We start from the raw sequence: 16,530 nt of genomic DNA on the forward strand, positions 1-16,530 counted from the left end.
GAGGATGAGCGATCACATGAGCGACATCGCCGCCGCCGCTTCGGGGAAGGGCCATAAGGACGAGAATTTCCCCGTCGCCTCTCTCTTCGCGCCGCGCCATCGCGCGGCCGTGCTGGCTTTCTACGATTTCGTGCGCGCGGCGGACGATATCTCCGACCATGCGACGCTCCCGGCCGATCAGAAGATCGCCATGCTGGACCGCATGGAGGCGGCGCTGCTCGGCTCCGGCGAGGATATCCCCGTCGCAGCAAAGCTGCGCGCCGAGCTGGCCGCGCGCGGCCTCGAGCCCCGCCATGCGCAGGATCTGCTCATTGCCTTTCGCCGCGATGTGACGCAATTGCGCTATCGCGACTGGGACGATCTCATTGATTATTGCCGCTATTCGGCCATGCCGGTCGGCCGCTTCGTGCTGGACGTCCATGGCGAGGATCGCGCGCGGACATGGGCGGCCAATGACGCCCTCTGCGCGGCGCTGCAGATCATCAATCATCTGCAGGATTGCGCGAAAGATTATCGCAATCTCGATCGCGTCTATCTGCCGCAGGACATGCTCGCCGCCAATGGCGCGGGCGTCGAGATGCTCGCCGCCGATCGCGCCTCGCCGCAGCTCGCCGCGACATTGCGCGCGCTGGCCGAGCGCACGCAGGGGCTGCTGAAGGAGAGCGCGCCCTTCGCCGATCTCATCGTCGACACGCGCCTCGCCATGGAAGTGGGCGCGATCCAGCGCCTCGCCGAGACGCTCACCGCGCGGCTGCGCGTCGCCGATCCGCTGAGCGAGAAGGTCCACGCCTCCAAGCGCCAATATCTGCTCACGGCGCTCGCCGGCGCCGGGACCACTCTGCTGCGCCGGCTCATATCGCCGCGCGTCGTCGCCGCGAGCGTCGCGCGATGAGCGTCGAGACGATCGCCCCCGAGGCGCCGCGGGTCGCCGCGAAAAGCTCTTTCTATCTCGCCATGCGCATTCTCGAGCCCGAGCGGCGCGATGCGATGTATGCGATCTACGGCTTCTGCCGCGCCGTCGACGATATCGCGGATGAGGAGGGCGACCGCGCCTTGCGCCTCTCCCAGCTCGACGATTGGCGGCGCGATCTCGATGCGCTCTACGCCGGCCGCACGCATAAGCGTTGCGCCGATCTGGCGCGGCCGGTGCGCCGCTTCGGCCTCGAGCGCGCCGATTTCGAGGCGGTCATAGACGGGATGGCGATGGATGTCGTCGAGGACATTCGCGCGCCGGAATGGGATCGGCTCGATCTCTATTGCGATCATGTCGCGAGCGCCGTGGGGCGGCTCTCCGTGCGCGTCTTCGGTCTCGCCGACGAGGCGGATTGCGCCGCCGGCGCGCTGCCGACCAAGGCGCGAATGCTCGCCTATCACATGGGCCGCGCCTTGCAGCTCACCAATATTCTGCGCGATCTCGACGAGGACGAGGCGCGCGGTCGGCTCTATCTGCCGCGCGAGGCGTTGGAGGCCGCAGGCGTCACCGATTTCGCGCGCGGCGCAGTGCTGGCGCACCCCGGCCTTCAGCAAGTCTGCGCTGCAGTGGCCGAGCGCGCGCGCAAGCATTATGCGGAATCGGAGCTGCTGATGCGCGTCTCGCCGCAGCGCGCGGTGAAGGCGCCCTATCTGATGGCGACGGCCTATCGCTCGGTTCTCGACCGTCTGGTGGCGCGCGGCTTCGCGCCGCCACGGGCGCCGGTCTCCGCCTCGCGGACAAAGGTCCTGCTGGCCCTGCTGAGATTCGCGCTGACGTGAGCGGAACCACCCATATCATCGGCGCCGGCCTCGCGGGCCTCTCCTGCGCCATTCGCCTGACCGACGAGGGCCACAGCCTCTCGCTCTACGAGGCCGCGCGCATGGCGGGCGGGCGCTGCCGCTCCTATTATGATTCCAGCCTCGATCTCACCATCGACAATGGCAATCATCTGCTGCTCTCCGGCAATTCCACGGCGCTGGATTACGCCCGCCGCATCGGCTCGGCGGAGGAGCTGGTCGGGCCGAAGGAATGCGCCTTCGACTTTTTAGATATGCGCGACGGAACGCGCTGGCGCATGCGGCCCAATTCTTCGCGCCTGCCCTGGTGGATTTTCGTTGAAGATCGCCGCGCGCCCGGCACGGCGCCGGGCGATTACCTCGGCGCGATCGGCATTCTCCTCGCCAAAAAGGGCGCGACCATCGGCGAGGCGATGAATTGCTCGGGCGTGCTCTATGAGCGTCTGTGGGGGCCGGTGCTGCTCTCCGCGCTCAATACGGAGCCGCGCTGCTCCTCCGCCGCTCTCGCCGCCGCCGTGCTGCGCGAGACTTTGGCCGCCGGCGGCGCCGCCTGCCGTCCGCTGGTCGCGCGGCGCGGGCTCGGGACGGCTTTCATCGAGCCGGCGCTGAGCGCGCTCGCCGCGCGGGGCGCCGCGCCGCGCTTCGCCGCGCGGCTGAAGGGAATCGAATTTTCCGGCGAGCGCGCCACAGCGCTCGATTTCGGCGACGAGAAAATCACGCTCGGCGCAAATGATCGCATCGTTCTCGCCGTCCCGCCCTGGTCGGCGCAGGAGCTCGTTCCGGGTCTCGTGGCGCCGGATGACTTCCGCGGCATCGTCAATGCGCATTTCAAGATCGCGCCGCCGCCGGGCCAGCCGGCGCTGCTCGGCATGATCGGCTCGCTCACCGAATGGCTGTTCGCTTTCGAGGACAGGCTCTCGGTGACGATCAGCGGCGCCGATCGGCTGATGGACGAGTCCCGCGAGAGCCTCGCCGAGCGCATCTGGGCCGAGGTCGCCGCGGCGACCGGCCTGCCGACGCAGTTGCCGGCCTGGCAGATCGTGAAGGAAAAGCGCGCCACTTTCGCCGCGACGCCGGCGCAGCAGCAGCGTCGCCCCAGCGCTGTGACGCGCTGGCGCAATCTCCTCCTCGCCGGCGATTGGACAGCGACAGGCCTTCCGGCGACGATCGAAGGGGCGATAAGGTCGGGCTATCGCGCGGCGGAGCTGGCGGCGCGGTCGTAACGCCCGGGCGGCCCCCTCCCCGGCCCTCCCCCGCTTTGCGGGAGAGGGAGCAGATTCGGCGCGTCATCGAGAGTTCGCGAAACGCCTGCCGCCTTCCCTCTCCCGCGTGAGCGGGAGGGGGCGTCGCTCACAACGCCGAGAACGCCTCCTCAATTCCTCCCGAAAGTCTCGTCGAAGGAATAGCCGGTGCCGCGCACGGTGCGGATCGGGTCCTTCTCGCGGCCGCGGATGATCGCCTTGCGCAGACGCCCGACATGCACGTCGACGGTGCGCTCGTCGATCTCCGCCGAGAGGCCCCACACGCTGTCCAGCAATTGCGCGCGCGAGAAGACGCGGCCGGGCTTTTCCATCAGATATTCCAGCAGGCGGAACTCCGTCGGACCGAGATGAATCTCGCGCCCGCCGCGCTTGACGCGGCGCGTCTCGCGGTCGAGGTCTATGTCGCCGGCGACGAGCCGCGTCGCCACCCGCTCCGGCCGCGCGCGGCGCAGCAGCGCATGGACACGCGCCATCAGCTCCGGCGGCGAGAAGGGCTTCACCACATAATCGTCGGCGCCGATGGAGAGGCCGCGCACACGCTCATTCTCGTCGCCGCGCGCGGTGAGCATGATCACCGGCATGCTGCGCGTGTCGTCGCGCGCGCGAAGGCGCCGACAGATCTCGAGGCCGGAGACGCCGGGCAGCATCCAGTCGAGAATGACGAGATCGGGCTGCGATTCGGCGAGGCGGATTTCCGCCTCGTCGCCACGCTCTATATGCTCGACGAGAAAGCCCTCGGCCTCGAGATTATAGCCGAGCAGCAGCGCCAGCGCCGCATCGTCCTCGACGACGAGAATGCGCGGCGCTCGGTCATGCGGCGCCTCGCGCGGAGCGGCGACGCGGATTTCATTCATTTTGCGGGCTCATCCGGTTCCGCGCTGGCGGAAAGGCTCGCCGATCTGCCCTTCGGCCGATCGGTCGGCATCGCCTCGCCAGTGACGAGATAGACGATCGTCTCGGCGACATTTGTGGTGTGGTCGCCGATGCGCTCTATGTTCTTCGAGCAGAAGAGCAGATGCGTGCAGAAAGAGATGTTGCGCGGGTCCTCCATCATGAAGGTGAGGAGATCGCGGAACACGGAATCTTCCAGCGCATCGAGCTCGCTGTCATTGGTCCACACGGCTCTTGCGCGCTCGACGTCGCGCTGGGCGTAGGCGTCGAGCACGTCCTTCAGCTGTATGGCGGCGACTTCCGCCATCGTCTTGAGGCCGATGACGGCGCGCGGCACCCGCGCCTCGGAGAGGATTTTCACCGTGCGCTTGGCGATGCTCTTGGCGAGATCGCCGACGCGCTCGAGATCGGCGGCGATGCGCATGGCGGCGATGCACTCGCGCAGATCGATGGCGAGCGGCTGGCGCCGCGCGATGGTGAGGATGGCGCTCTCCTCTATCTCCCGCTGCAGCGCGTCGAGGCGCTGATCGGTGGCGACGACGCGATGGGCGAGCTCGATGTCGAAATTGGCGAGCGCATCCATGGCTTCGGCGAGCATTTTCTCGGCGATGCCTCCCATCTCGGCGATACGACGGCCGAGCACTTCGAGGTCGCGGTCATAGGAGCTGACGATATGTTCGCTCATGGTCTCAATGTCCTCGTGCGCGATGCGCGCTCAGCCGAAGCGGCCGGTGATATAGTCCTGCGTCTTCTTGTTCTGCGGCGCGGTGAAGAGATTATTGGTCTCGCCGAACTCGACGAGATCGCCGAGATACATGAAGGCCGTGTAGTCGGAGACGCGCGCCGCCTGCTGCATGTTGTGGGTCACGATTGCGATCGTGTAACGCTCCGACATTTCGTCGATGAGCTCCTCGATCTTCGCCGTGGAGATGGGGTCCAGCGCCGAGCAGGGCTCGTCGAACAGGATCACCTCCGGCTGAATGGCGACGGTGCGCGCGATGCACAGGCGCTGCTGCTGGCCGCCCGAGAGGCCGAGGCCGCTGGAGTTCAGCTTGTCGCGCACCTCGTCCCACAGCGCCGCGCCGCGCAGCGCCGCCTCGACGCGCCCGTCCAGCTCGCTGCGCGAGAGCTTCTCATAGAGGCGAATGCCGAAAGCGATATTGTCGTAGATCGACATGGGGAAGGGCGTCGGCTTCTGGAACACCATGCCGACGCGCGAGCGCAGCAGGTTCAGATCGACGCGCGGGTCGAGAATATTCTCGCCGTCGAGCAGCACCTCTCCCTCGGCGCGCTGCTTGGGATAGAGGTCGTACATTCGGTTCAATATGCGCAGCAGAGTCGATTTGCCGCAGCCGGACGGGCCGATGAAGGCCGTCACCTTATTGGTGTAGAGCGGCAGCGAGATCGATTTCAGCGCCTTCGACGACCCGTAATAGAAATCCAGATCGCGAACCGAGACTTTCGTCGGAATGGTTGCTTCGACAACCGGCATGGCGGTCATTTGTGTTTTCCCTGGCTGCTGAGCGCGCGCGCGGTGATGGAGAGCAGAAGGACGGCGATGGTGACGAGCAGAGCGCCGGTCCAGGCGAGCTGCTGCCAGTCCTTGTAGGGCGAGAGCGCGAATTGGAAGATGACGACGGGCAGGCTGGAGACCGGCGCGTTGAGATCCGTGCTCCAGAACTGATTGTTGAGCGAGGTGAAGAGCAGCGGCGCCGTCTCGCCGGAGACGCGCGCAATGGCCAGCAGCACGCCGGTGACGATGCCGGACTTCGCCGCCCGATAGGCGACGCGCATCAGCATATGGGAGCGCGGCAGGCCGAGCGCCGTCGCCGCCTCGCGCAGAGGCAGCGGCACCAGCAGCAGCATGTCCTCCGTGGTGCGCACGACGACAGGCACCACCAGCACGGCCAGCGCTAGAGCGCCCGCTATGCCGGAGAAATGCCCGACCTGCGCCACCACCACCGTGTAGACGAAGAGGCCGATGACGATGGAGGGCGCGCTGAGCAGAATGTCGTTGATGAAGCGCACCACCGTGCTGAGCTTCGAGTAGCGGCCATATTCGGCCATGAAGGTGCCGGCGAGCATTCCGAGCGGGGTGCCGAGCAGCACGCCGATCACCGTCATCACCAGCGAGCCGGCGATGGCGTTGAGCAGGCCGCCAGTTGCGCCGGGGGGCGGCGTCATCTCGGTGAAGACGGCGGGCGAGAGGCCGCGCGCGCCTTCATAGATCAGCGCGCCGAGGATCAGCACCAGCCAGGCGAGGCCGAAGATGGTGCCGGTCCAGCACAGCGTGGTGGCGACGACATTGATGCGGCGGCGAGAGGAATAGAGGGACAAGGGTCAGGCTCCCGATTTCTGCTCGATGCGCATCAGCATGAAGCGCGCCGCCGCCAGCACGAAGAAGGTGATGACGAAGAGGATGAGGCCGAGCTCGATCAGCGCGGAAGTGTAGAGATCGCCGACAGCCTCGGTGAATTCATTGGCGATGGTCGCCGAGATGGTCGTGCCCGGCGCGAGCAGCGAGCTCGACACCTTATGGGCGTTGCCGATGACGAAAGTGACGGCCATCGTCTCGCCGAGCGCGCGGCCGAGGCCGAGCATGACGCCGCCGATGACGCCGACGCGCGTGTAGGGAATGACGACATAGCGCATCACCTCCCAGGTCGTGCAGCCGACGCCCGAGGCGGCCTCCTTCAGCACCGGCGGAACCGTGTCGAACACGTCGCGCGAGATGGAGGTGATGAAGGGCAGCACCATGATCGCCAGAATGAAGCCTGCCGTCAGCATGCCGATGCCATAGGGAGGTCCGGCGAAGAGGCTCGACAGCACGGGAACGTCGCCGGTGAGCGAGATCAGCGCCGGCTGCACATGCTGCTGCAGGAAGGGCGCGAGCACGAACAGGCCCCAGATGCCGTAGATGATCGACGGAATGCCCGCGAGCAGCTCGATGGCGACGCCGATCGGCCGACGCAGCGCATGGGGGCAGAGCTCGGTGAGGAAGATGGCGATGCCGAGACCCAGCGGCACGGCGATGGCCATGGCGATAGTCGATGTCACCAGCGTGCCGTAGATGGGCGCGACGGCGCCGAATTTCTCGGTGACGGGATTCCACGATTCCGTCGTCAAAAAGCCGAAGCCGAAGGCTTTGATCGCGGGCAACGATCCATAGACGAGCGAGAAGATCACGCCGCCGAGAATCACGAGAACGAGCACCGCGGCGGCGCGGGTCAAATTATGAAAGAAGAAGTCGAACAGGGCCATGCGGCCGAGAATTTGCCGGCGGTCGACTTCAGCGGCGCTGGGCGACGCTTCTACGATTGCTAGGTCCGACACGCTATTGTCTCTCGTTTGGCGGTTGAAGCCGACGTCCATTGCGCGCTCCCGAAGACGGATTCTCATTTGTGGTCATAGCGCAGGTCTCGAGGGAACTCACCGCGCCCAGACATCCCGCGCCAAAAAGAAGCGGGGAAGCTCGTCCTCACGCGGCGCGTCTCGCGCCATTCCGCCATCTCGGCCCCTCATGTCGAGGGGCGCCGGCGACATATCCTCGAAGATATATCGCCGGCGCGCGTCTATGCGCTTAGTTCGACGCCAGCGGCTTGCCGCTCGCATCCTTCACATTGGCGGCCCAGCTCTTCTTGATGAGAGCCACCACATTGGCCGGCAGCGGGATATAATCCAGCTCCTCGGCCGCCTTATTGCCCTTGGCGAAGGCCCAACCGAAGAATTTCAGCGCCTCGCCGGCCGCGGCCACATCCTGCGGCGCCTTGGGCAGCAGAATGAAGGTGGCGGCGGTGATCGGCCAGGACTGCGCGCCCGGCTGGTCGGTGAGGATCTGATAGAAGCCCGGCGCATTGGCCCAATCGGCGTTGGAGGCCGCGGCCTGGAAGGTCGGCGTCGTCGGCGCGACGGTCTTGCCGTCCTTGTTGACGAGCTTGGTGTAGGTCAGCTTGTTCTGCTTGGCGTAGGCGTATTCGACATAGCCGATGGCGCCCTTGGTGTTGGCGACATTGTTGGCGACGCCCTCATTGCCCTTGGCGCCGATGCCGACCGGCCATTCGACCGAGGCGTTCTCGCCGACCTTGGCCTTCCAGTCCGCGCTGACCTTGGACAGATAATTGGTGAAGTTGAAGGTCGTGCCCGATCCATCCGAACGATGCACGACGGCGATCGCGGCCGAGGGGAGCTTGGCCTTCGGGTTCAGCTTCTTGATCGCGGCGTCGTCCCAGCTCTTGATCTCGCCGAGGAAGATGGCGCCGAGCGTCTTGCCGTCGAGGACGAGATCGCCAGAGGCGACGCCGTCCAGATTGACGACCGGCACGATGCCGCCGATCACCTGCGGCCATTGGGTGAGGCCGGCGGCCTCCAGATCGTCGGCCTTCAGCGGCTGGTCGGAGGCGCCGAAGGTCACGGTGCGCGCCTTGATCTGCTTGATGCCGCCGCCCGAGCCGATCGACTGATAATTGAGGCCGTTGCCGGTCTCTTTCTTATAGCTGTCCGCCCATTTGGCGTAAATCGGATAGGGGAAGGTGGCGCCGGCGCCGGAGATGTCGATCGCGAGAGCGGCGCCCGCCGTCGCCACGGCCAGGGTCGTCGCCAGAGCGACACGATGGAGAACTTTGGAAAGCATGTTCGGTCTCTTTCGAGCTCGAGGTTCACTGTGTCGGCGCGCGTTCAGCGCCCCAGCGGCGCGCACACTAGAGGCGACCGACGAGAGTTTTACGACAGCTAGATGACTGTCACATGACACATTAACAGTCTGAATTTATTTAAAAATATGAGGTAGATCAGGCTCCATCGGGCTTTTCTGGGTCGATCAATGGCAAAAATACGCGGAAAGTGGCGCCTTTTCCTGGCGCGGAATCTATGGCGAGCCTGCCGCGGTGGCGAGCGACGATGTGCTTGACGATCGCCAAGCCGAGTCCCGTGCCGCCCTTGGCGCGGCTCTTGCCGGCGTCCACGCGATAGAAACGCTCGGTGAGGCGCGGCAAATGTTCCGGCGGGATGCCGAGGCCGTGGTCGCGCACCGAGAAGACGGCGGAGGCGCCGAGCGGGGAGAGCGTGATCTCCACCGGGCCGGCTCCATATTTGATCGAATTCTCGATGAGATTTTCGGCGACGCGGGCGAGTTCGTCGCGGTCGCCCGGCACGACGACCGTGCCCTCTATGTCGAGCTTCAGCTCTATGTCGCCATCCTCCGCCATGGGCGCGAGCGTGTCGACGATATGGGCGACGAGAATTCCGAGATCGACCGGCGTGTCCGGGCGCAGATGCAGATGCTGCTCGATGCGCGAGAGGGAGAGCAGATCGTCGACGAGGCGCGACATGCGCTGCGCCTGATCGCGCATGATCGAGAGAAAGCGGTCGCGCGCCTTGGAATCGTCGCGGGCAGGACCTTGCAGCGTCTCCACGAAGCCGAGCAGCGAGGCGAGCGGCGTGCGCAGCTCATGGCTGGCGTTGGCGACGAAATCGACGCGCATGCGCTCGACGCGGCGCGATTCGGTGAGGTCGCGCAGGCTCACCACGGCGGCGTTCTCATAGCCCTCGAGGCGCAGCGGCGCGATATGCACCTCGAACCAGCATTCCACCGGCAGGCGCTCGAGCCAGATGACCTTCTCCGGCTGGCCGCCGCGCAGCACGCGGTCCAGCGCGTCCAGCACATCCGGCGAGCGCAGGCTGCGCGCCAGCGGATCATTGGGCCGCAGCGAGGGCAGCACGGAGCGCGCGGCGCGATTGGAGGCGACGATGCGCGCCTCCGAATCGATGACGAAGACCGCCTCCGGCAGCGCGTCGATCACGAGGCCGAGCAGAGCTTCGCCCTGATAGCGTCGGCGTAGATCCGGCATCGGTCCTCTCGTCGTCTCGTGCATTGGGTGAGGAAACGTCGTTACTCGCGTGTCTCCAATATACGGGCGATGGTCTCGCGCAGGCTGTTCCAGCGCCGCGAGCCCTCGTCTGCGCCGAGCAGCGCGAGCGCGAAGATGAAGGGCAGAAAATAATAGATGACGCGGAACAGCAGCAGCGAGGCCAGCAGGCTCTCCTGCGAATGCGACGGCAGCGCGTTCAGCATCGTCGCCTCGAAAACGCCGATGCCGCCCGGCGCATGGCTGATGACGCCGAGAATGCAGGCGAAGACATAGACCGAGACGAAAGTCGCGAAATCGAGATCGACGTCATGCGGCAGCAGCGCATAGAGCGCGGCCGCGGCGCAGCAGAGATCGGCGACGCCGAGCAGAGTCTGGCCGCCGGTGGGCGCGAGGCCGGGCAGCTCGAAGAAATGCCCGCGCAGCCGCACCCGGCGCCGGCGCAGCGACACCCAGACGACATAATAGCCGACGCCCGCGCAGGTCGCGAGGCCGAGCCCGAAATTGAGGAAAGCCGGCAGCTTGTCTATGGCGCCGAGCTCGCCGGCGCGCGCCATGAGGCCGACGCCGACCACAGAGGTCATGCCGAGCCAGAAGGTGACGCCCGCTATGACGGTGACATTGGCCACTTGAACGGCGGTGACGCCGACGCGCGCATAGATCCAATAGCGGACGGCCGCCGCGGTGACGACGGGAAAGCCGAGATTGAAGGAGAAGGCGTAGCTCGCGAAGGAGGCCAGCGCGGCGATGCGATAGGGCACATGCAGCCGCAATTGCCGCAGCGCCAGCGCGTCATAGCCGGTGAGCGCGACATAGGAGAGCGCGGTGAGCAGCAGAGCGGCGAAAATCTGCTCGGCGCTCATCGCCGCTATGGCGGCGCGGACGTCGGAGAATTTGACGCTGGAGATCGCGCTGGCGAGGGCGAAACCGGCGAGCGCGAATACAGCGAGGCTGGCGATTCCGCCGAGCGCCTTGCCGAGATTGGGCGCGATATAGCGGCGCGCCGTCGCCAACAGATCGAGGCCCGCGTTTTGGCTCGCGCTGTGCTTCTCCTCGACCGGCGCATCGACGCCGGCCTCCGAAAGATCGCTGTCTGGCCGCTTCAATTTCGCTCTTTCCTCGATGCGTCGCCGAATATGCGCGGAGTAGGCTTCTTCGATACGACGTCGGGCGGCGGAGTTCAAAGGCGATCGGCGGGCCTCGCGGCGTCCGTTCATAGGAATCTCGTTCGTTCCTGTTGCGCGCGCCCGCGGGCGGCGGGATGAGACGCCAGCGCGGAGCCCGCCCATCGTTCATCCGCGCGTCGCAAGAGAACGTCGCGAGGAGAGCATGGTTCGGTTTCGCCCCGAAGCGTGACGATAAGATGACGCGGCGGCGCGGACTGTCATGAGAACGGGCCGTCAGAACAAGCCATGCACGAACCAGCGCGGCGGCCGGCTCTCGCGGCCGAGGAGCTCCTCGCGAAACAGCCAGAAGCGTCCGCCCTCCCGATCCTCCACATAGAAATAGTCGCGGGTGGCGGCGTTTTCCGGCGCGCTCCACCATTGTGGGGCGATGCGCTCCGGCCCCTCATAGGCCGCGAGCTCGTGCAGCAGCCGGCGCCAGCGAAAGCGCAGCGGCGGCCCGTCGGGCGTGAGCGCCACCGCCTCGATCGGCTCCGGCCGCTCGAACAGCCGCAGAGGCCGCGCCGGGACGCCCGCGCGGAGATAGGGAGGCGGCGCGGCTTCTTCCACCGCCGCGGGGGCGGGGCCGGAGGCGGGCCGCAGCGCGACGGCGAGCTCTGGAATATGCGAGGCCTGCGGATAGGCCCGCAGCACGCGGCGCGGCCCGAGCCGCGCGCCGAGCCGATCGACGAGATCGTCCAGCCGCGCGTCATGCGCATTTTCCCGCGCGTTTTCCCGTCCGGCCAGATCGATTTTTCCGAGGCCGAGGTCCTCCTGCGGCGCATCGCAGCGCTCGACCCGCGCGGCGCCGAGCCGCAGCACGTCATAGCCATAGCCCGTGTCGAGCCCCTCCTCCGCCAGCACGGCGAGGCGCTCGCGCAGCAGCAGGGCGATCGTGTCTGGATCGCGCAGCGGCCGGCTGGTTCCCGTCTCTATATGCGCGACGGCGCCGTCGACGCGGTAGAAGACCGCCTCCAGCTCCCGCGCGCCGACGCCATGGCGCTCGAGCAGCAGGCACAGCTCGCGGGCGAGGCCGCGCAGCGTGCGCTCAATGTCCTCCTGCCGCGTGAGCCCTTCGGGAAAGCGGCGCTCGGCCATGAAATCCGGGGCCTCGAAGCGCGGCGAGATCGGCTCGCGGCGGCGGCAGGCGATGGCGTCGAGCCGCGCCATGGCCTCCTCCCCGAGCCGCGCCGTGAGCGGCGCGCGCGGCCGCGCCAGCAGATCGCCGAGGCTGCGCAGGCCGGCGCGGTCCAGCCTTTGCCGCGCCGCCGCGTCGAGATCGAGCGCGGCGATGGGCAGGCCGGCGGCGATCGCCTCCAGTTCCTCCCCGCTCGCGCCCTCCGCCACATGGCGCCGGCGGGAGAAGCGCGCCAACGCGCGCGCCAGCGCCGGGCCGGGGGCGATCGCCCCTCGCGCCGCAAAGCCCTGGGTGGCGAGGCGGCGCTCGACCTCCGCCAGCAGCGCCGCCTCGCCGCCGAAGAGATGCGCCGCTCCCGAAATATCCAGGAGCAGCCCATTCGGCGGATCGGCCGCGGCGAGCGGGGTGAAGCGACGGCACCAATCGGCGATCCGCCCCAGCAGCTCGGCGTCGGCTTTGAGGTCGGCCTCGGCCAGCCGCAGCGCGGGGCGCATGGCGCGCGCGTCGGCGACCGCCATGCCGGGGACGAGCCCGGCCGCCTCGGCGCGCACGTCCACGGCGGTCAGCCGCTCGGCGCCGCCGAGCTTGGCCCAGACGGCGAAGGGCGCCTCCGCCTCATCAGGCGAAGGCGCGCTTTTGCGCGAGAGCCGGTCGGTCGACAGGCGCGGCAGATGCACGGCGAGGCAACGCATGGAAAGGCGCCCCATGGAACTCGGCCTCCTGATGGTCGAAAACAATGTCGCGCCAGGCCTGCGCGTCGAAGGCGCCGACGAGGCCGCGCGCCTTGACGACGCGCAGGCGGAAAATGGGCGGGCCGGGCAGGGGCCGCGGCGCGCCCTCGGCCCGCGGCGGCGGCGCGCCGGCGGCGATCTCGAAGCGCGCCTCGGCGGCGCTGGCGAATCTTTGCGCGGCGCCGGCCGCGCGCGGCAGCAGCAGCAGGCCGGCGCAATCCCCGCGGCGGGCGGCGAGCGCCAGCCGGCGCGAGGCGGTGAGGTCATAGGCGCCCGCATCGGCCCAGCTCTCGGCGATGACGACGGCGGCGCCGCTCTTCAGCGCCTCCTCCATGGCCCAGAGCGTCTCGCGCGGGCGGCGCGTGCGCGCCAGCACCAGAAGCTCCGGCGGCAGGCCCGCCGCCTGCAGGCCGCGCCCATAGGGCAGGCCCAGCTCGCGCGCCGCCATATCCTCGGCGATCCAGACGATCCCGCCTTGCGGCCGCAGGCGCAGCCGGCTCAGCGCCAGGGCGAAGGCGAAGCCGGCCGCCGCCGCCGCATCGGTCGGCCGCGCCGGCAAGGCCTCGCGCAGGCCGCCGCGGCCGGGATCGAGCAGGCGCGACAGCCCCTCGTCCCGCGGAACGGCCGCAGGCGCGGGCGCGCCGCCCGCCTCCAGCGCGGCGATCCGACGACGCAAAAAAACAATGCGTTCCGATGAGCCGCTGCGCGACATCGGGTCCCCGATCTCCAGATTGTTGCCTATTTGTTCTCATGCTGACTCCGCTGAGGGGGAGAGTCAAGCGAGGGGAGATTTCCGTTGGGGTTATAAGCGTGGCTTGACGCCCGTTGGGCGCACGTCTATCAACTTGAGATCATGTAATCGGCGATGAGACAATGATGGCTAGCATGGACAAGCTTATCTCCACTGGCGAAACGAATAGGGCTATTTTTACAGTTAGTGATGACTTCGATCGGGCTGCGACGATTGATTTGATTAAGAGGGCAGATTTAGACGATCTTAGGAATCCTTTGTTTCTTGAGCATGTGGTGATTCCGAAGATCGGACTGGATAGGTTTATAGCAGAACATTATCCAGAAAATATTCGCCAGTATTGCGGCAAAAATTTCATGGCATGCCAGATGCCTATCCAGCTATCTAAGTATCTTGCCTACCTTTCCAGCAAAAAGATAAATAGTTACCTGGAAATCGGCGTTGCGATGGGTGGGACGTTTGTTCTTACTGTTGAATATTTAAAGCGATTCAACGGTGAGATAGACGCGATGGTCATCGACATGAACCCTCCCGGCGAGCATCTTGATTGGTACTCAGAAAACGGCGGAAATTTTCGATATTTAGTCGCTAATACCACAGAACCCAAGGCGGCAAACACGGTGATGAGCAGAAAGTGGGATCTAGTGCTCATCGACGCTGACCACACAGAAGAAGGATGTTGGCGCGATTACCTCATGGCGAAAGAGTTTGCGCGGCTCATCGCTTTCCATGATGTCGTCAATGAGCTTACGCCTGGTGTTGCCGCTGTCTGGAAAAGATTGAAAGAGGTTTTGCCTACGTCGAGATACAGAGAGTTTATTGAACAATACCCGGACTTCACAAAAACTGCCGAGTTCTCGAAAACAATGGGGCTCGGCGTTATCTCGCTGAGTTGAACGGCGTCTCGGCCTCGAAGCAACTGGCCTGCATCACGCAAAATCGAAAGCATTTTAGATCAAGGGCTACAAAAATGCGGGTTGCGATTTTTATGAGGGGGCCCTTTCGCCCAAATCTTGACTCTAGCCTCAGGCGCGCTCGGGCGCTAGTTGATGAGGTCAGAGCAAACGGCGATCAACCTGCCTTGTTTTTTGCCACATGGCTCCTCGAAGATAGAGCGTATGCTACGGCCCTTATGCATCAGCCGGATGTAGATCACGCCCTGCTCATCGAACCGCCCAGTGATCAAATTATCTATGCACTATGTGGTATGGAGCGGCTTCCTGGTGGGAATCCCACCAGGAATATGTTCTATCAATACTATCTTTCGAAGGTTGGATTGCAAGTTGTAGACAGTTTAGGCTTATTCGACTTTGTTATTCATTCGAGGCCGGATATGGATATCCGGTTAGGCGCATACTATCATCACTGGTTCGAGGCGGGTCATTATACTACAATTCACGATATCCCTCCCGACGGGAATGGCATTATAAACGACCAATTTGGCGTCGCGACTCCTCAGGATATGCTCGCTGCATGGAATTATGGAACTTTGGAAGAGCTGGGAACTCTGATAGGCTGTTCGAATATTGCTGAGGACCCACTTCGAATGATGCTCGAAAAGGCTGGCCTGAAATCAAGGTCTGCGCCCACCGAGCAATGGGTGCTTGATCCCCGTCGGTATGGGTAGGAGGCGCCTTTGATGGCCGTTGATCTGGTTTCAACCAGCCTCGGGGGGCATATAGAGATGAAAGCGCAAATCCTCGCCCATCGCGGGGCTTGGACCTCCGTGTCCGAAAAAAATTGCCTAGAGGCGTTCGAGAGAGCGTTTGCCGCTGGCTTCGGAGTGGAAACGGACATCCGTGACCTCGATAATGTTCTTGTCGTTTCTCACGATCCGCCACGATCTGGTCTTGCCTTGCCCGTTGACAAGCTATTCGCGCTCTACCGACGCATGAACGCGACAGGCCGCTTGGCGCTCAATATCAAAGCCGATGGGTTGGCGCTGGCGCTAAATGCGCTTTTGAAAGATTACGCGATCGAGACAGCTTTCGTATTCGATATGTCGGTCCCGGATATGCGGAGCTATTTCAATTCGAGAGCTCGCGTGTTTTGTCGTCTCAGCGATGCCGAGACGCACCCCGCGTTCTATAACAAGTGCGCGGGTGTGTGGCTCGATTCTTTCGAGATTCCCCACAGTCCCTCCGAGTGGGGGCATAAGGCGCTTGCCGACGGAAAGTCGATCGCACTAGTCTCGCCCGAGCTTCACACTCGTCCACATCTCGAAGCGTGGAGCGAATGGCGTACGAGACTGAACCCCGCGCAAAACGACAATGTGATGATCTGTACTGATTTTCCAGCTGAAGCCTTATCGTTCTTTCAGGAGGACCGATGATAAAGGCTGTTCTTTTCGACATGGATGGCGTGCTGATCGACGCGAAAGATTGGCACTATGAGGCGCTGAACCGTGCGCTAGCCCTTTTCGGCAAGGCGATCGATCGGGACGCTCACCTCGCAACCTACGATGGCCTGCCAACACGGCGTAAGTTGGAGATTTTGACGAAATCGAAGGGACTGCCGGTAGGACTCCATCCCTTTCTGAATGATCTGAAGCAAAGCTACACGATCGAGCTGGCTCACGCTCTCTGCAAGCCAAATTTCGTCCATCAACGGACACTATCGCGGTTGAAATTGGATGGTCTCAAACTGGCGGTCTGCTCGAATTCTGTGCGCAGCTCTATCGAGCTGATGATGCGCTTATCGAAGCTCGACCAGTATATCGATCTCATTATTTCGAACCAGGATGTATCGCGAGCCAAGCCAGATCCCGAAATGTACGAAACTGCGATGGCTCGTTTCGGGATTTCTCCCGAAAACTGTTTGATTCTCGAAGACAATGAACACGGAATCGCTGCAGCGCAGGCCAGCAAAGGTCACTTGATGGTGGTGGGCAGCGTGTCAGATGTCACTTACGAAAAGGTTGCAACGCTCATTACGGCTATCAACGAGCGAGACTAGGGAAA

17 protein-coding genes are annotated in these 16,530 nt (G+C 64.7%); 7 read left to right on the forward strand and 10 right to left on the reverse strand.

The annotated features are described in order from the left end of the window. Positions 1-16: 16 nt before the first annotated feature. Genes hpnC through hpnE form a run of 3 tightly spaced genes read left to right on the forward strand, consistent with a single transcriptional unit; the run spans position 17 to position 2,993 of the window. Positions 17-892 carry a squalene synthase HpnC gene (gene hpnC, locus GYH34_RS01270; protein ID WP_174242349.1) on the forward strand — a complete coding sequence of 292 codons (876 nt, stop codon included), beginning with the start codon at positions 17-19 and terminating at the stop codon, positions 890-892. Continuing rightward, the gene (gene hpnD / locus GYH34_RS01275; protein ID WP_161912012.1) at positions 889-1,752 is read left to right on the forward strand and encodes a presqualene diphosphate synthase HpnD; all 864 of its coding nucleotides are present in this window, start codon (positions 889-891) and stop codon (positions 1,750-1,752) included. The genes hpnC and hpnD overlap by 4 nt, the downstream gene beginning before the upstream one ends. Then, positions 1,749-2,993: a hydroxysqualene dehydroxylase HpnE gene (gene hpnE / locus GYH34_RS01280; RefSeq protein ID WP_161912013.1), complete on the forward strand. Its 1,245-nt coding sequence runs from the start codon at positions 1,749-1,751 to the stop codon at positions 2,991-2,993. The genes hpnD and hpnE overlap by 4 nt, the downstream gene beginning before the upstream one ends. A gap of 149 nt (positions 2,994-3,142) precedes the next feature. Here hpnE and phoB read toward each other — a convergent pair whose 3' ends face one another. From phoB to GYH34_RS01330, 10 genes are all read right to left on the reverse strand, one after another. Further along, the gene (phoB, locus tag GYH34_RS01285) at positions 3,143-3,886 is read right to left on the reverse strand and encodes a phosphate regulon transcriptional regulator PhoB (protein ID WP_161912014.1); all 744 of its coding nucleotides are present in this window, start codon (positions 3,884-3,886) and stop codon (positions 3,143-3,145) included. After that, a complete protein-coding gene (gene phoU, locus GYH34_RS01290; RefSeq protein WP_161912015.1) occupies positions 3,883-4,608 on the reverse strand; it encodes a phosphate signaling complex protein PhoU in 726 nt (241 codons plus the stop codon). Before phoU ends, phoB begins: the two co-directional genes overlap by 4 nt. A gap of 30 nt (positions 4,609-4,638) precedes the next feature. Further along, positions 4,639-5,424, reverse strand: a complete 786-nt coding sequence (gene pstB / locus GYH34_RS01295) for a phosphate ABC transporter ATP-binding protein PstB (protein ID WP_161912016.1) — start codon at positions 5,422-5,424, stop codon at positions 4,639-4,641. Further along, complete coding sequence (gene pstA, locus GYH34_RS01300; protein WP_161912017.1) at positions 5,421-6,260, reverse strand: phosphate ABC transporter permease PstA; 840 nt, start codon at positions 6,258-6,260, stop codon at positions 5,421-5,423. The genes pstB and pstA overlap by 4 nt, the downstream gene beginning before the upstream one ends. Before the next feature lie 3 nt (positions 6,261-6,263). Continuing rightward, on the reverse strand, positions 6,264-7,184 hold the full coding sequence (pstC, locus tag GYH34_RS01305) for a phosphate ABC transporter permease subunit PstC (RefSeq protein WP_244635341.1): 921 nt from the start codon (positions 7,182-7,184) through the stop codon (positions 6,264-6,266). 319 nt (positions 7,185-7,503) lie between these two features. Further along, on the reverse strand, positions 7,504-8,553 hold the full coding sequence (gene pstS, locus GYH34_RS01310) for a phosphate ABC transporter substrate-binding protein PstS (RefSeq protein WP_161912019.1): 1,050 nt from the start codon (positions 8,551-8,553) through the stop codon (positions 7,504-7,506). A gap of 157 nt (positions 8,554-8,710) precedes the next feature. Continuing rightward, the gene (locus tag GYH34_RS01315) at positions 8,711-9,769 is read right to left on the reverse strand and encodes an ATP-binding protein (protein ID WP_161912020.1); all 1,059 of its coding nucleotides are present in this window, start codon (positions 9,767-9,769) and stop codon (positions 8,711-8,713) included. Positions 9,770-9,810: 41 nt separating this feature from the next. Then, positions 9,811-10,893, reverse strand: a complete 1,083-nt coding sequence (locus GYH34_RS01320; protein ID WP_348983905.1) for a lysylphosphatidylglycerol synthase domain-containing protein — start codon at positions 10,891-10,893, stop codon at positions 9,811-9,813. 294 nt (positions 10,894-11,187) lie between these two features. After that, positions 11,188-12,780 (reverse strand): DNA polymerase Y family protein, encoded by a 1,593-nt coding sequence (locus GYH34_RS01325; RefSeq protein WP_161912022.1) that lies wholly within the window; start codon positions 12,778-12,780, stop codon positions 11,188-11,190. Continuing rightward, entirely contained in the window at positions 12,707-13,495 is a 789-nt protein-coding gene (locus GYH34_RS01330; protein ID WP_244635221.1) for a hypothetical protein, read from the reverse strand. The genes GYH34_RS01325 and GYH34_RS01330 overlap by 74 nt, the downstream gene beginning before the upstream one ends. 209 nt (positions 13,496-13,704) lie before the next feature. Between GYH34_RS01330 and GYH34_RS01335 the strand changes: the two genes are divergently transcribed. The 4 genes from GYH34_RS01335 to GYH34_RS01350 all read left to right on the forward strand — a co-directional run bounded on the left by GYH34_RS01335 (position 13,705) and on the right by GYH34_RS01350 (position 16,525). Beyond that, positions 13,705-14,466, forward strand: a complete 762-nt coding sequence (locus GYH34_RS01335) for a class I SAM-dependent methyltransferase (protein ID WP_161912024.1) — start codon at positions 13,705-13,707, stop codon at positions 14,464-14,466. A 74-nt stretch (positions 14,467-14,540) separates the two neighbouring features. Further along, positions 14,541-15,197 (forward strand): hypothetical protein, encoded by a 657-nt coding sequence (locus GYH34_RS01340; RefSeq protein WP_161912025.1) that lies wholly within the window; start codon positions 14,541-14,543, stop codon positions 15,195-15,197. Positions 15,198-15,209: 12 nt separating this feature from the next. After that, positions 15,210-15,902: a hypothetical protein gene (locus GYH34_RS01345; protein ID WP_161912026.1), complete on the forward strand. Its 693-nt coding sequence runs from the start codon at positions 15,210-15,212 to the stop codon at positions 15,900-15,902. Further along, on the forward strand, positions 15,899-16,525 hold the full coding sequence (locus tag GYH34_RS01350) for an HAD family phosphatase (protein ID WP_161912027.1): 627 nt from the start codon (positions 15,899-15,901) through the stop codon (positions 16,523-16,525). Before GYH34_RS01345 ends, GYH34_RS01350 begins: the two co-directional genes overlap by 4 nt. Positions 16,526-16,530 lie beyond the last annotated feature (5 nt).

Origin of the sequence: Methylosinus sp. C49 (assembly GCF_009936375.1) — a bacterium.
In the GTDB taxonomy this organism is placed as follows: domain Bacteria; phylum Pseudomonadota; class Alphaproteobacteria; order Rhizobiales; family Beijerinckiaceae; genus Methylosinus.